Source organism: Halorubrum kocurii JCM 14978 (genome assembly GCF_000337355.1).
GTDB lineage: Archaea > Halobacteriota > Halobacteria > Halobacteriales > Haloferacaceae > Halorubrum > Halorubrum kocurii.
This window is the reverse complement of the sequence record NZ_AOJH01000021.1, coordinates 16245-30910: the sequence shown is the minus strand read 5'-3', so window position 1 is coordinate 30910 and position 14666 is coordinate 16245. Positions and strand designations below refer to the sequence as shown.

Annotated in this window: 12 protein-coding genes; 6 read left to right on the top strand and 6 right to left on the bottom strand. The window is 71.8% G+C overall.

The annotated features are described in order from the left end of the window. Positions 1–1081: O-acetylhomoserine aminocarboxypropyltransferase/cysteine synthase family protein (locus C468_RS02440; protein ID WP_008847289.1), on the top strand; the 1081-nt coding region annotated here is incomplete at its 5' end. A gap of 24 nt (positions 1082–1105) precedes the next feature. Here the strand turns inward: C468_RS02440 and C468_RS02435 are convergent. The 4 genes from C468_RS02435 to C468_RS02420 form a co-directional block, all read right to left on the bottom strand. Continuing rightward, positions 1106–1930 (bottom strand): ABC transporter permease subunit, encoded by an 825-nt coding sequence (locus C468_RS02435; RefSeq protein WP_008847288.1) that lies wholly within the window; start codon positions 1928–1930, stop codon positions 1106–1108. After that, positions 1927–2988, bottom strand: coding sequence for an ABC transporter ATP-binding protein (locus C468_RS02430; RefSeq protein WP_008847287.1), 1062 nt, complete (start codon positions 2986–2988; stop codon positions 1927–1929). The genes C468_RS02435 and C468_RS02430 overlap by 4 nt, the downstream gene beginning before the upstream one ends. Positions 2989–3030: 42 nt before the next feature. Beyond that, positions 3031–5190 (bottom strand): NAD-dependent DNA ligase LigA, encoded by a 2160-nt coding sequence (gene ligA / locus C468_RS02425; protein ID WP_008847286.1) that lies wholly within the window; start codon positions 5188–5190, stop codon positions 3031–3033. A gap of 106 nt (positions 5191–5296) precedes the next feature. After that, entirely contained in the window at positions 5297–6472 is a 1176-nt protein-coding gene (locus C468_RS02420) for a metal-dependent hydrolase family protein (protein WP_193788240.1), read from the bottom strand. A gap of 113 nt (positions 6473–6585) precedes the next feature. Here C468_RS02420 and C468_RS02415 point away from each other — a divergent pair, with 113 nt between their 5' ends. Next, a complete protein-coding gene (locus C468_RS02415) occupies positions 6586–8328 on the top strand; it encodes an HVO_2922 family protein (protein WP_008847284.1) in 1743 nt (580 codons plus the stop codon). Between the two features lie 141 nt (positions 8329–8469). After that, positions 8470–8850, top strand: a complete 381-nt coding sequence (locus C468_RS02410) for a truncated hemoglobin (protein ID WP_008847283.1) — start codon at positions 8470–8472, stop codon at positions 8848–8850. A 78-nt stretch (positions 8851–8928) separates the two neighbouring features. On the opposite strand, the gene C468_RS02405 is transcribed toward C468_RS02410, so the two are convergent. Next, entirely contained in the window at positions 8929–9201 is a 273-nt protein-coding gene (locus C468_RS02405) for a glutaredoxin family protein (RefSeq protein WP_008847282.1), read from the bottom strand. A 402-nt stretch (positions 9202–9603) separates the two neighbouring features. After that, entirely contained in the window at positions 9604–10518 is a 915-nt protein-coding gene (gene mdh, locus C468_RS02400) for a malate dehydrogenase (RefSeq protein ID WP_008847281.1), read from the bottom strand. A 162-nt stretch (positions 10519–10680) separates the two neighbouring features. On the opposite strand from mdh, the gene C468_RS02395 reads away from it, so the two are divergent. The 3 genes from C468_RS02395 (at position 10681) to C468_RS02385 (ending at position 14621) form a co-directional block, all read left to right on the top strand. Further along, positions 10681–11274 carry a DUF7474 family protein gene (locus C468_RS02395; protein ID WP_008847280.1) on the top strand — a complete coding sequence of 198 codons (594 nt, stop codon included), beginning with the start codon at positions 10681–10683 and terminating at the stop codon, positions 11272–11274. An 80-nt stretch (positions 11275–11354) separates the two neighbouring features. Next, complete coding sequence (locus C468_RS02390) at positions 11355–12731, top strand: MFS transporter (protein ID WP_008847279.1); 1377 nt, start codon at positions 11355–11357, stop codon at positions 12729–12731. A gap of 57 nt (positions 12732–12788) precedes the next feature. Then, positions 12789–14621, top strand: a complete 1833-nt coding sequence (locus C468_RS02385) for a sensor histidine kinase (protein ID WP_008847278.1) — start codon at positions 12789–12791, stop codon at positions 14619–14621. Positions 14622–14666: the final 45 nt, after the last annotated feature.

The window sequence follows — 14666 nt, the reverse complement described above, 5'->3', positions numbered from 1 at the left end:
GATCGCCTCCCTCGAGAACGGCGTGGGCGCGGTCGCCACCGCCTCGGGGATGGCCGCGCTCGACCTGGCGACGTTCATGCTCGCGTCCGCGGGCGACAACATCGTCTCGTCGTCCGCCCTGTACGGCGGCACGTACACGTACTTCACCCACTCCGTCGAGCGGCGCGGCGTCTCGACCCGCTTCGTCGACCCGCTCGACTACGAGGGGTACGCCGAAGCCATCGACGAGGACACCGCCTACGTCCACCTCGAAACCATCGGGAACCCCGCCCTCGTCACGCCCGACATCCAGCGGATCGCCGACATCGCCCACGAGCACGGCGCCCCGCTGTTCGTCGACAACACGTTCGCGACGCCCTACCTCTGCCGCCCGCTCGATCACGGCGCGGACCTCGTCTGGGAGTCGACGACGAAGTGGCTCACCGGAAACGGCACCACCGTCGGCGGAATCTTAGTCGACGGCGGGTCGTTCCCGTGGAGCGAGCACGCCGAGAAGTACCCCGAGATCGCGCAGGACAACCCCGCGTACCACGGGATCAACTTCGCCGAGGCGTTCGGCGACGCGGCGTTCACCTTCGCGGCGACGACCCGCGGACTGCGCGACCTGGGCGACCAGCAGTCGCCGTTCGACGCGTGGAACACCCTCCAGCAGACGGAGTCGCTCCCGCTGCGGATGGACCGCCACTGCGAGAACGCCGGGATCGTCGCGGAGTACCTCGAGGGGCACGACGACGTGGCGTGGGTGAACTACCCCGGCCTAGAGAGCCACGAGACCCACGAGGAGGCGAGCGAGTACTTATCCGGCGGCTACGGCGGGATGATCACCTTCGGACTGGCGGGCGGCTACGAGGCCGCGAAGGGGACCGTCGAGAACGCCGATCTCGCCTCGCTGCTCGCGAACGTCGGCGACGCGAAGACGCTCGTCATCCACCCGGCGTCGACGACGCACCAGCAGTTGACCGAGGAGGAACAGGAGGCCGCGGGCGTCACCGCCGACATGGTGCGGCTCTCCGTCGGCATCGAGGACCCCGCCGACATCGTCGCCGACCTCGAAGCGGCGATCGAGCGCGCGTCGGCGTAGTCGGCCGCGAGGCGGCCGTTTCCCTTATAAATCGTCCGTGTCGAACTTCCAGAGCCCGGCCAGCGGCGGTGCGATCGTCCAGAAGACGAGCATCGACACCGCCGAGATCTGCCGGTTGACGGTCTCGCCCGAGAGCAACTGATCGCCGAGGAACGCGCTCGACAGCAGTTCGACGCCGGTTATCGGGTTCGCGACCTGTAGGAACACGCTGACCTGCTGTTGGGAGACCGGAAGCGGGTCGATCAGTCCGCTCGCGGCACCGAGAAGCCGCCCGGTGACGAAGCTCCACAGCACCACGAACAGGACGAAGATCGCGATCCCGCCGATCAGCGCCTGTCGCTGCGTCCGGGCCGCGGCCGAGCAGCCGACCGCGATCGCGACGAAGACGACGCCGAGCACCGCGGCGAAGACGGTGTACCCGAGGTACGAACCGGCGTTGAACGCCTCGATGTACCCGAGCTGTGAGAGCGCGAGCAACACGAGCGCCGGGAGGAGGAAGCCGGCGAACACCGCGAGCGACAGCGCGGCCCCCCGCCCGGCGACCTTGCCGAAGACCACGTCGGCGCGCGAGTGCGGCAGCGACAGGAGCAGCTTCAGCGAGCCCGACTCGCGCTCGCCGCTGACGGCGTTGTACCCGACGACGACGCCGACGAGCGGGACGAGCGTCGTCACGAGGAACGGCCCGACGACGCGGCTCAACAGGAACTCCGTGGCGAACTGCTCTCCGGGCGGCGTGAGGACATAGGCGAACACGGCGACGAGCAGCGAGAACAGCGCCACGAGGATCAGCATTCCGCGGGAACGCACGGTGTCCTGGAAGTCCTTCTCCGCGATGGCGGGGAGGCTCATCGGCTCACCTCCTCGGCGTCGGCGGCGTCGGTGTCGGTCGGATCGTCATTCGTATCGGCGTCGGCATTGGTGGAGTCGACATCGGTGGCGTCGGTAGTCTCACCGGCCTCGGTCGTCCCTCCCTCCTCTTCGCTCTCACTCGGCGCGTCGCCCTCGGTGTACGCTAAGAAGAGGTCTTCGAGCGACGCCTCGCGCGTGTGGAAGTCGGCGACGGCGACGCCGGCGTCCTCTAACGCGCCGATGACCCGCGTCTTCGCGCCGTCGGCGCAGCTCACGACGAGGGCGTCGCCGTCGCGGTCGACCCGGCTCACGCCGTCGAGGTCGCGGACCGCGTCGACGGCCGCGTCGCTCGCGCCGCCGTCGCCGCCGACCGCGATCTCCAGCGTCTCCTCGCCGCCGACGGCCTCGCGGAGCCCCTCCACGGAGTCCTCGGCGACGAGCTCGCCCGCGCGGAGGATGCCGACGCGGTCGCAGACGGCCTCGACCTGTTCGAGGATGTGCGAGGAGAAGAAGACGGTGGCGCCGCGATCGGCCTCGGCCCGGACGATCTCGCGCATCTCCTTCGCCCCCGCCGGGTCGAGCCCGGAGGATGGCTCGTCGAGGATGAGCAGCTCGGGGTCGCCCGCGAGCGCCATCGCGAGCGCGAGCCGCTGGCGCATCCCCTTCGAGTAGCCGCCGGCCTTGCGGTCGGCGTCGTCGAGGAGCCCCACCCGGTCGAGGAGGGCGTCCGGGTCGTCGTCCGCCTCCTTCGACCGGACCGCGAACTCGACGTGTTGGCGCCCCGTGAGCCGGTCGTACACCGCGAAGCCGTCCGGGAGGACGCCGGTCCGCCGGCGGATCGCGACGCCGTCGGCCGTGGCCTCCTGCCCGAGCACCCGCACCGTCCCCTCGGTCGGCCGAACCAAGTCGAGCACCATGTCGATGGTCGTCGACTTGCCGGCGCCGTTCGGCCCGAGGAAGCCGTACACCTCCCCCTCTTCGACGGTGAGATCGAGGCCGCGAACGGCCGTGACGTCGGCGAACTCCTTCGTCACGCCCCGCAGTTCGATGGCGGTCATACCGCCCCGTTGCCGCGTCGCCGGATAAAGGGTTGTGGCTTCCTACGCGCCGCCGTCGGGCGGCCACCCGACGCCGCGCTCCGCGAGGATGTCGGCGAACTCGGCCTCGTCGACGACGGGAACGCCCTCCGCGTCGGCGTCGGCGCGCTTCGACCGGCCCGGGTTCTCGCCGGCGACGAGGTAGTCGGTGTTGCCGGAGACGCTCGACGTCGCGTTCGCGCCGTGCGCCTCCACGTGCGCCTGCGCCTCGCCCCGGGTCGTCGACAGCGATCCGGTGAACACGAAGGTGAGTCCGTCGAGCGCGTCGCCGGCGTCGACGTCGACCGAGTCGGGCTCGACGCCGCGCTCGCGGAGCCCCTCGATGGCCGCCCGGTTCTCCTCGTTGTCGAGGAACGTGCGGATCGACTCGGCCACCTCCGGGCCGACGTCGTCGACCTCCCGCAGCGCCGCCTCGTCGGCGTCGAGGATCGCGTCGAGGTCGCCGAAGTGCGCCGCCAGCGCGCGGGCGGTCGTCGCGCCCACGTCGGGGATCCCGAGCCCGGCGAGGAAGTCGTCGAGCGGCGGGTTGTGGGTGGCTTCCAGCTCGGCGATCAGGTTCTCGGCGCTCGTCTCGCCCCACCCCGCCAACGAGGCGAGGTCGTCGACAGTGAGGTCGTACAGGTCCGGCAGCGACTCGACGAGGTCCGCCTCGCGGAGCTGTTCGACGCGCTCGGGGCCGAGCCCCTCGATATCGAGCGCGTCCCGCCGCGCCCAGTGTTCGATCGCCCGCTCCAGCTGCGCCGGACAGCCGAGCCCGCCGGTACAGAACGCGAGCGGCCCGTCGCGCTCGACGGGCGCGTCGCAGATCGGACAGGTCTCGGGGAACTCGTAGGTCCCCTCGGAGCGCTTCTCGACGACCTCGGGGACGTAGGGGATCACGTCGCCGGCGCGGTAGATCCGCACGCGGTCGCCGACGTTCACGCCGAGCGCCTCGATCTCGGCGGGGTTGTGGAGGGTCGCCCGCGAGACGGTGACGCCGCCGACGGCGACCGGATCCAGCTCGGCGACGGGCGTGAGCCGGCCCGTCCGGCCCACCTGCACCGTGACCCCCTCGACGGTCGTTGTCGCGGTGCGGGGCGGGAACTTGTAGGCGAACGCCCAGCGCGGCGCGCGCGCGGTCGAGCCGAGCGCCTCGCGGTGCGCGCGGTCGTCCACGGCGATCACGACGCCGTCGATCGCGTAGTTCAGGTCCTCGCGGTCGGCCATGAGCCGGTCGCGGTACTCCAGCGCGCCCTCGATGTCGGCGACGCGCTCGACGCGGTCTGCGCGCCGGAGGCCGAACGCGTCGAACGCGTCGAACTCCTCCCAGTGGGTGTCGGGACGTTCCGGGGACTCGTCTCCGCGTTCACCGTCCCCGGTCTCCCACGCCAACACGTCGAAGAAGAAGACGTCGAGGGGGCGGTCCGCGACGACCGACGGGTCGAGCTGGCGGAGGGTGCCGGCCGCGGCGTTTCGCGGGTTCGCGAACGGCTCCTCGCCGCGCTCCATCAGGTCCTCGTTGTACGCCTCGAAGGCGTCGCGGGGCATGTAGGCCTCGCCGCGGACCGCGAGCCGACCGGGCGGATCGCCGCGCAGCTTCCCGGGGACGGACCGGATCGTCCGCACCTGCTCGGTCACGTCGTCGCCTGCGGTCCCGTCGCCGCGGGTGGCGGCGCGGACGTACTCGCCGTCCTCGTACACCACCTCGACCGAGAGCCCGTCGAACTTCGGCTCACAGACGTACTCGACCGCGTCCGGGTCGAAGCCGGCCGCGGCGAGTCCCTTCCGGACGCGCTCGGCGAACTCGCGGACCGCGTCGGCCTCGGTCGCGTTGTCGATGGAGCGCATCGGCGCGACGTGTTCGACGGTCTCCAGCCCGTCGAGCGGCTCGCCGCCGACCCGGCGGGTAGGGGAGTTCTCGGTCGGCAGGTCGAACGCGTCCTCCAGTTCCTCCAGCCGGGCGAACAGCCGGTCGTACGTCTCGTCGGGGATCAGGGGGTCGGCCTGCAGGTAGTACCGGTGGTCGTGCTCGCGGACCGCCGCCCGGAGCAGCGACGCCTGTTCGGCGGCCTCCGCTTCGGAGAGCGACCCGACCGGTTCGAAGTCGGTCGGCGGCGACTCGACGTAGGGGTTCTCGTCCGGGTCCGCGTACCGGGGCGACGACCCGGAGTGCGCGCTCGTCATCGATCCGTCGTTGGGTCGGCTCGGGTTAAAAACGAGCGTTCGGGGGCGGCCGACCGCGCGGTGGGAACGTCCCACGGTCGACCGCGCGAGCGACGGCCGCGCGTCCCTACGCGACCCGCTCGCCCGCGGCGAACACCGCCTCGGGCTCCCGCCACGCCGTCACGTCCTCGGTCGGGTCGGCGTCGAGGAGGACGAGGTCCGCGCGGTGTCCCTCCTCGACGCGGCCGACGTCGTCGAGCCCGAGGAGGTCGGCGGCGTTGACGGTTGCGGCCTCCAGCGCCCGCTCCGGCGAGAGGCCGTAGTCGACCATGTACCCCAGCTCTCGCGGGATGTCCCCGAAGAAGTTGAACGGGGTGCCGGCGTCGGTCCCCATCGCGATCGGCACGCCGGCCTCGAGCGCGTGGTTCCACGCGTCGTCGAAGCGGTCGGCGGCGTCCTCGGCCTTTTCGACGGCGTCCTCGGGGATCCCGGCCTCGACGCCGTTGTCGACGATCCCGCGGAGCGCGCTCGCGGTCGGGACCCAGTAGGTGCCGCGCTCGGCCATCATCTCGGCGGCCTCCCGGTCCATGAAGGTGCCGTGCTCGACGCTCGTGATGCCGGCTTCGACCGCGTTCTTGATCCCCCGCTCGCCGTGGGCGTGAGCCGCGGTCGGCGTGTCCGTCGGCGCCGCGGCGTCGGTGAACGCCGCCAGCTCCTCGGGGGTCAGCTCCGGCGCGCCCGTCACCGCGCCCTCGGTGAGGACGCCGCCGGTGGCCATACACTTGAGCACGTCCGCGCCCGCCTTCAGCTGCTCGCGGGCCGCCTTCCGGACCTCGGCCGGGCCGTCGGCCTCGCGACCGAACCAGTTGCCGTGGCCGCCGGTCATGATCACGTTGCGGCCGCACGCGAGGACACGCGGCCCGTCGAGCGCGCCGGCGGCGACCGCCTCGCCCGCGTCGAGCGCGAGCGTCCCGCGGCTCCCCAAGTCGCGGACCGTCGTGACCCCCGCTTCGAGCGCGTCGCGGAGGTTGCCGGCCGCCCGGTAGCTCGCGGTGTAGTCGCTGTCGGAGACCGCGGTGGCGACGTCCGGCCGCCCGTCCATCATCACGTGGACGTGCGCGTCGATCAGCCCCGGCGCGACCACCGACCCGCTCGCGTCGGTCTCGGCGTCGACCGCGGCCTCGCCGCCAACCTCCGCGACCGCGTCCGGTCCGACCGCGACGATCTCGCCGTCCGCGGCCGCCACGTCCGCCTCGCGGGTCCCGTCGGCGTCGGCCACTCGTCCGCCTCGAAGCACGTGCATGCCCTCACGAGGGGGCGTTTAACCCGTAAACGCTCGGGTCGCGGTAGCCCGCCCCGGAGGGAGTTCGTGTCAGTGACCCATACGCATATCCGAGTGGCATGAGATGTCAAACCATGTCAAATGACGATCACGACCCGTCCGGCGGGCTGTACGCGCGACGCATCGGGACCCCGACGACCGACGACGAGGTGAACGGGTTCTGGCTGTTCGGGTTCGGCGTGCTGCTCGGACTGGCCGGGGTCGCGCTCTTTCTCCTCACGGAGTCGGGGACGACCGCTCGCGGGCTCGCGTACGCGCTCGCGGCGTTGGCCCCGCCGTTCGTCATGCTCGGCGCGGTGATCCGGTTCCCGCTCCGCCGAGCGGGGATGTTCTTCGGCTACCTGGGGACGACCGTCAGCGTCCTCGGCGTGGTCTGGTTCGTGAACATCTACCCGGAGGGGTGGCTCACCGCCTCCGGCGATCCGACCGTGATCGCCGTGTACGGGGCCGGGCTCGTCCTCATCGGGCTCGCGGGGACGGTCGTCCCGCTCCTCTCCGACCCGGTGCGCGAAGACTACGCGCGGCTGCGAGGTGCGGCGGCGGCCGCGGCGAGCGAGCGTGACGAGACGGGCGAAGAGCTTGAGGCGACCCGGGACCAGTTGGCGGCGACCGAGTCGGAACTGCAAGCGACCGAGTCGGAACTGCAAGCGACCGAGTCGGAACTGCAAGCGACCGAGTCGGAACTTGCGGAGGTCAGCGAGGAGCTCGCAGCGACCCGCGAGGAGCTGTCGGAAACGGCGTCGGCGCTCGACGAGGCTCAGGCGGAGACGGCGGGACTGCGCGAGAGCAAGGCCCGGTTCGAGCTGTTCGAGGACGCGGGCGGGAAGCCGCGCTGGCGGCTCCGCCACCGCAACGGCAACGTCATCGCGACCGCCGGGCAGGGGTACAGCACCCGCGGGAAGGCCCAGAAGGGACTGCACAGCGTCAGGCGGAACGCGCTCGGGGCCGGGATCCTCCGGATCGAGACCCCGGCTGCAGCGGCCGGGTCGGTCGCCGACGACGAGGGTCCCGAACCCGAGGACGCCGCGGACCCGGACGTGGCCGTCCCGAGCGAGGACGAGGCGAGCGCGGCGACCTTCGAGCTGTTCGAGGACGCCGGCGGCGAGTGGCGCTGGCGGCTCCGTCACGACAACGGGAACGTCATCTCGGACTCCGGCGAGGGGTACGCCTCCAAGTCGAACGCGAAGCGCGCGCTCGGGCGGGTCCGCGAGCACGCCGCCGCCGCGGACTACCTCCGGGTCGATCCGACCGCCTTCGAGATGTTTCGGGACGCGGCCGGCCAGTGGCGCTGGCGGCTCATCCACGAGAACGGGAACGTGCTCGCCGACTCCGGACAGGGGTACGCCTCCCGGTCGAAGGCCCGACAGGGGCTCGACAGCGTCCGGTCGAACGCCGCCGAGGCGGGCCTCGACGTCGAGGGCAAGGAGAGCGAGAGCGAGAGCGGGAGCGAGAACGCCGCCTTCGAGCTGTACGAGGACGCCGCGGGGGAGTACCGCTGGCGGCTCCGCCACCGCAACGGCAACATCGTCGCGGACTCCGGCGAGGGGTACGCCTCCGAGTCGAACGCGCGGGACGCGATCGAGCGCGTCCGCGAGTACGCCCCCGACGCCTACGCGCTGGACGTCGGAAACGCCGCCTTCGAGATCTACGAGGACGCGGGCGGGAAGTGGCGCTGGCGGCTCCGCCACCGCAACGGCAACATCGTCGCGGACTCCGGCGAGGGGTACGCCTCCCGGTCGAACGCGGTCGACGGGGTCACGAGCGTGAAGGCGAACGCCCCCGGCGCGGAGGCGGAAACGGTCGAGAGGGAGGAGTGAGGACGGCAGTCGGTCGAGCGAGGGCCGACGACGGCCCGGATCTGCTCCCGGTCGCCCCGACCTCGTCGCGAGCCGAACAGATCAACTCGAATACACTTCGGCTTCGTGAACTATTTCGGACGCAACCGTGATACGTCGAGTATGGCCGAGGAAACCCTGTACGACCGTCTCGGTGGCCACGACGGCATTCGGGCCGTGGTCGACGAGTTCTACGACAGACTGGTGGACGATGACGAACTGGGGCCGTTCTTCGCGGACGCGGATATGGAGACGCTCCGACGGACGCAAACAGACTTCCTGTGTGAGGCGGCGGGCGGTCCGGAGACCTACGACGCTGCGCCCGTCCGGGACGCCCATCTCCACGTCCCGTTCACGCCCGCGCATATCCAGCGGGCGCTCGAGCTGCTGGACGAGAGCCTCGAGTCGTTCGACGTGCCGAGTGACGACGCGGAGGCCGTCGTACAGGCGGTCGCCGACTACGAACAGGAGCTGTTGGCGAGGCCGGAGATCGGCGACGAGTGACGTGCGCGAGACCCCTCGATCGGCCGCCGCGCGCGTCGTCTCTCACACGGCGACCGGCACACCGCTTCGCGCGACCGATCAGGACGCCGCCAACAGCTTCAGCCGCAGCTCGCGCTCGTCGACCTCGTACTTGAACGCCGGGTGGCCGTCGACAAGCACGTAGGGGACGCGCTCGCCGTACTCCTCGGCCAGTGCGGGGTCCTCGTCGACGTCGACCATCTCGAGGTCGATCGCCACGTCGAGGCCCTCGGCGACCTCCTCGATGGTCTCGCGGGCGGCCTCGCACAGCGAGCAGTCCTCGCGGGTGTACACCGTTACGGGGACGGTCTCCGAGGCGTCCGTCTCGCTCATACCCGAGAGTTGGGTCGGTGGCGCCGAGTCGCTTTCGATCGGTCGGGTACGTGGAGAGTAGTCGCGTGGGCACCATTTCCGAAGCCGCAGTCGTTCGCTTATAAGTGATTGCTGACGACAGATCGACGGTTGGCATCTCCAAAGTCCCAGCCGCCGAGGCCCACCCCGCACCGCACGGCACCGCACCTCTCACCTCCTCAGCCTCGTCGGACCGGCGCAGTCAGGCCGGTCCGACTCCCTCGCGCGGCGCTCCTCGCGGCCTGTCGGCCACTCGGAGGCGCGCGACACCGCGCCGTTCTTTATAAATGAACACTCACCGCTGTCGCAGACTCCGGCTACTACCAGAAAAATTCGGGGCGTTGCGATCGCGCCGCAGTCGATCGACGAGAGTCGCGCCGCCTTTTAAGCGATCTTCTCGTACTGCTCGGAGAGCTTCTCGGCGGCCTCGTCGAGCAGGTCGGCCTCGTACTCGTCGAGGTCCCACTCGACGACCTCCTCGACGCCGTCCGAGCCGAGCTTCGCGGGGACGCCGAGCGCGGTGTCGTCGTAGCCGAACTCGCCGTCGAGCACGACGGAACAGGGGAGCACCTCGCCCGTGTCGTTCAGGATGGCCTCGACGGTGTGCGCGACGCCGGTGGCGGGCCCCCACTGCGTGGCGCCCTTGCGGCTGATCACGTCCATCGCCGACTCCTGGAGGTCCGCGAGGATCTGCTCCTTCTCGTCGGCGTCGAAGCTCGGGTCGCGGCCGTTCACGCGCACCTTCGAGAAGACGGGCGCCTGCGCGTCGCCGTGCTCGCCGAGGATCGTCGCCTCGACGTTCTTCACGGGCGCGTCGAAGCGCTCGGAGAGGACGTAGCGGAAGCGCGCCGAGTCGAGCCGCCCGCCGAACCCGACCACCTTGTGACGGTCGCGGTCGCCCGCCTCGTACAGGTGGCGGTTCAGCAGGTCCACCGGGTTCGAGGTGGTGACGGTGACGAAGTCGTCGTTGTGCTCGGCCAGCGACGACCCGATGTCCTCCATGATGGGCGCGTTGTCGCCCGCGAGGTCGATTCGCGTCTGTCCCTCCTGCCGCGGGATCCCGGCCGTGATCACGACGACGTCCGAGCCGGCGGTGTCCGCGTACTCGCCCTGCCGGACGGTCGTGTTCGAGTCGTAGGCGACGCCGTGGTTCGTGTCGGCCGCCTGTCCGATCGTCGTCTCGCGCTGGTCCGGGATGTCGACGAAGACGAGCTCGTCGACCACGTCGCGCAGCGCGAGGTTGTAGCCGGCCGCGGCACCGACGGTCCCCGCCGCACCGATGACGCTTACTTTTGTCATACCGTGTGAAGTCGCGGTCGGGCGGTGAGTAAACGTTTCGGAACCGCGTGATCGACCGTGCTGGTTCCGGCGTGCCGGGTCCCGGCGTGCCGATTCCGAGCGCGCCGCTCCCGCCGGCCCGTCGCGAAAACCCTAACTCGGGGCGCGACGCACTCCCACCCAGTGCCGACGTTCCGCTACCCGTGTCCCGGCTGTCGGACGACCAACAGCCTCCACGACGCCGACTGCGGCTTCGAGGGCGTGAGCTGGCCGACCATCGAGAAGGCGTACACGGACCTGTTGACCGTCCTCACCGCCGAGCCCGACGGGATGGCCGAGTCCACGCTGCGCGAGGCGGTCCACGGCGAGTGGAGCGGGCTCCACAAGGCCGCGCTCGGCGCCCTAGAGCGCGAGCAGCGGGTCGTCGAGGACGGCGACCGGCTCCGCCTGCTCACCGCCGCCGAGTTCAAAGAGCTGGTCTCGGAGCCCACCCGCGACCCGATGCGGACCGTCTACGAGTACGGCTCCGTCCCCGGCTGCCACGACAACGCCGTCTTCGCGATGGTCGCGTGGTACGAGATGGTCGGGCTCTCCTGGCCCGAGACGCGCGAGAACGTCGTCGAGTGGCTCCGCGAGTCCGGCGCGTGGGACCGCGGCGGCTTCGAGGAGTCGACGCCGGAGGAGCTCGTCGACGCCAAGCGCCACGTGTACGACGAGGGGTACGGCTGGAAGGAGAAGGGGCAAGCGGCGAAGCGCGTCATCGAGCGGCACCTGTGACCCCACCGCGGGGCGACGGCCCTCGCGCGCCGGTCCGCGTCCGGCCGCCTTTTTAAATATCCACGCACCGTTTCACCGTCGTGACACATCCGGAAGCGGGGTCGGCGTCGGTCGGCGTCGAGGGCGTCGGCGACGGGGAGCCCGAGCGACCGCCCGCCGTCGCCAACCCGCGACGCGCGCTCGCGGTCGTGATCGGCGTCGTGTTCATCGATCTGGTCGGCTTCGGGATCGTGATCCCAATCTTACCCTTCTACGTGCGGTCGTTCGGCGTCAGCGACGCCTTCATCGGCCTGCTCGCGGCGTCGTACTCGCTCGCGCAGTTCCTCGCGGCGCCCACGCTCGGCCGGCTCTCCGACCGGATCGGCCGCCGGCCCGTCCTGCTCGCGTCGCTCGCGGCCGCCGGCGTCGCGTGGGTCGCGTTCGGCTACGCCGGGGTAGCAGGCGGGCGCTTCGGGACCGTCGCCGCGCTCGCGACGCTGTTCGGCTCCCGGACGCTCGCCGGGGCGATGGGCGGGAACATCGCCGCCGCGCAGGCGTACGTCGCCGACATCACCCCGCGACACCGGCGGGCCGGCGCGCTGGGGCTCGTCGGCGCCGCGTTCGGGCTCGGGTTCGTCTTCGGCCCGGCGATCGGGGGCCTGCTCGCCGCCGACGCCGTGGTGGCCCGCGCCGACGCCCTGCTCCCGGCGTTCGTCCCGGCGACGGCGTACTCGCTCCCGAGCTTCGCGGCGGCGGGGATGAGCTTCCTCGCGGTCGCCGTCGGGTTCGCCTTCCTCGAGGAGCCGACCCGCACCCGCCCGACCGAGGCGGTCGGCGGCGGACGCACCACCGCGATCGGCCAGTTCCGCGAGGCGCTCGCCTCGGCGGCGCTCCGACCGCTGACGGTCGCGTACTTCGTCGTCGCCGTCGCCTTCGCGGGCGTGCAGGTGATGTTCATCCCGTACGTCGCCGACGCCTTCGGCTACGACGCGACCGCCGCGGCGTTCCTCCTCACCTACGTCGGCGTCCTCGGCGCGGTGAATCAGGGGGTCCTCGTCGGCCGGCTCTCGCGGGTGGTCTCCTCGCGCACGCTCGTCGCTGGCGGGTCGGTCGTCCTCGCGGGCGCGCTCGTCGCGATCCCCGCGACCGGGGTCGTCGACCTGGTTAGCGGGAGCGCGGCGCTCGGCGGCCCCGCGTGGCTCACGCTGCCGCTGGTCGCGCTGCTCGTCGCGCTCGCGGCGCTGTCGCTGGGGAACGCCCTCGTGAACGTCTCGCTGGCGACGCTCGTCTCGACCTCCGCCGCCGACGACGAACAGGGGGCCGCCTTCGGAGTGACGCAGGGCGCGTCGAGCCTCGGTCGGACGGTCGGCCCGCCCCTGATGGCCGTCCTCTACACCGTCGCCGTCGCGTCGCCGTTCCTGGTCGGCGCGCTCCTCCTCGTGCCCGTGGCCGTCGCGTTCGGACGGGCGGCCGAGTGATCGGGGAGACCGACGCCGCGATAGCTTTACGCCGCGGGTGTCCCTCGTCACCGACGGATGCTCTCCGACCTCGTCCCCGCGTGGCCCGCCGTCGGCTCGCTCGCCGGCGGGGCGGGAGCGCTCGCGCTCGCGTGGGCGATCCGCGACTACCGGGGGCGCCCCGGGGTCGACTGGTTCCTCGGCGTGTTCGCCGCGCAGGCGACGTGGTGTCTCTCCTACGGGGTCGGGCTGCTCGTCAGCGATCCCGCCCTCCGGCTCCTGTCGGAGGTGGCGACGTGGCTGGGCATCGTCTGGACCGGCGTGGCCTTCCTCGGCTTCGCGCTGGAGTACACGGGCCGGAGCGACGTGGTCCGCGGCCGCCTGTTCGCGTCGGTCGTCGCCTTCGGGCTCCTCTCGACGGGCCTCCTCGTCACGAACTCCGTCCACGGCCTGTTCTGGACCGGGTTCGAGAGCGACCCCGCGTTCGGCGTCGAGACCGTCTCGTACGCGTTCGGGCCGTGGGCGTACCTCGTCGTCGCCGTGGAGACCGTGCTCGTCGCCAGCGCCGTCTTCCTCCTGGTCGACACCCTGCTCAGCTACGGTCCGCTCTACCGCCGGGAGAGCGCCGCGGTCGCGTTGAGCCCGCTGCCGCCGGGGTTCGCCTTGGTCGCGTGGGCGCTCGCGCTCGGCCCTGTCCCGCAGCTCCAGCTCGCGCCGGTCATGTTCGTCCCGCACGTCCTCCTCGACGCGTACGCCTTCGGCCGCGCGGAGATGTTCGCCCGCAACCCGACGACCAGCCGTGCAGCAGAGCGCACCGCGATCGACGACCTGACCGACCCCATCGTCGCACTCGCGCTTGACCGGCGCGTCGTCCGGCTCAACCCCGCCGCCGAGGCGGTGCTGGGCGTCGACGCCGAGGCCGCTCGCGACCGCCCGCTCAACGAGTTCGTCGAGCTGCCGGTCGCCGTCGGGGAGGATTCCGAGGGCGACTCCGCCCCGGACGAGGCCGCGTCCGACGCCGACGGGTCCCGCGAGACGGTCGAGAGCGACGCCGCGGCCGGAGCCGGCCGTCGCACCTACGCGGTGTCGACCTCGCGGCTGACCGACCCGAACGGGACCCACGTCGGGTACACGGTCGTCCTCTCGGACGTCACCGAGCGCGAGCGCCGCCGCCAGCAGCTGGAGGTGCTCAACCGGATCCTCCGCCACAACCTCCGCAACGACGCCGGGGTCGTGCGCGGCTACGGCGAGATCCTCCGCGACCGCCTCGACGACCCCGAACTGGTCCGGATGGCCGACGCCGTCGAGCGTCGCGCGGGCGCGCTGGCCGCGCTCGGCGAGAAGGCCGGCACCGTCGAGCTGCTCGTCTCCGACGCCGACCCGGTCCCCGTCGCAGTCGACGACCTCGTCGCGTCCGTCGTCGCCGACGCCCGCGAGCGCGAGCCCGACGCGACCGTCGAGTCGAACGCGGAGGAGCTCGCCGACGGCGGCTGGACCACGCGCGTCAGAGGGGACGCGCTCCGGGCGATCGTCGAGAACACCGTGGCGAACGCCCTCGACCATCACGACGGCGAGGGGACCGAGCGCGAGGACGGGGAGGCGTGGGTTCGGGTGTCGCTCCGGCGGGAGGGTGAAGGGGAAGGGGGTGCGGCGAGCGACGGCACCACGGGCGACGCGAGCGGCGACGCCCGGTTCGTCCTCGTCGTCGAGGACGACGGCCCGGGCATCCCAGACCACGAGGTCGAGGCGGTCGAGTCCGGCCGAGAGACCGCGCTCGAACACGGCTCGGGGCTCGGCCTCTGGGTCGTCGAGTGGGGCGCCGCGGCGATCGGCGCCGAAGTCGACTACGCCGACCGCGACCCGCGGGGAACGCGGGTGACGGTGTCGATCCCGGTCGTGGACGAGGAGTGAAACGAATCGCAGCCAGAGAGACGGCTCGAATCGATTGTTTTCGAC

What these genes read in the sequence shown, in the direction of transcription:
- C468_RS02430 (WP_008847287.1), bottom strand. Translation starts at nt 2,988, where the DNA reads ATGACCGCCATCGAACTGCGGGGCGTGACGAAGGAGTTCGCCGACGTC.
- C468_RS02415 (WP_008847284.1), top strand. Translation starts at nt 6,586, where the DNA reads ATGTCAAATGACGATCACGACCCGTCCGGCGGGCTGTACGCGCGACGC.
- C468_RS02435 (WP_008847288.1), bottom strand. Translation starts at nt 1,930, where the DNA reads ATGAGCCTCCCCGCCATCGCGGAGAAGGACTTCCAGGACACCGTGCGT.
- ligA (WP_008847286.1), bottom strand. Translation starts at nt 5,190, where the DNA reads ATGACGAGCGCGCACTCCGGGTCGTCGCCCCGGTACGCGGACCCGGAC.
- C468_RS02385 (WP_008847278.1), top strand. Translation starts at nt 12,789, where the DNA reads ATGCTCTCCGACCTCGTCCCCGCGTGGCCCGCCGTCGGCTCGCTCGCC.
- C468_RS02420 (WP_193788240.1), bottom strand. Translation starts at nt 6,472, where the DNA reads ATGCACGTGCTTCGAGGCGGACGAGTGGCCGACGCCGACGGGACCCGC.
- C468_RS02410 (WP_008847283.1), top strand. Translation starts at nt 8,470, where the DNA reads ATGGCCGAGGAAACCCTGTACGACCGTCTCGGTGGCCACGACGGCATT.
- mdh (WP_008847281.1), bottom strand. Translation starts at nt 10,518, where the DNA reads ATGACAAAAGTAAGCGTCATCGGTGCGGCGGGGACCGTCGGTGCCGCG.
- C468_RS02405 (WP_008847282.1), bottom strand. Translation starts at nt 9,201, where the DNA reads ATGAGCGAGACGGACGCCTCGGAGACCGTCCCCGTAACGGTGTACACC.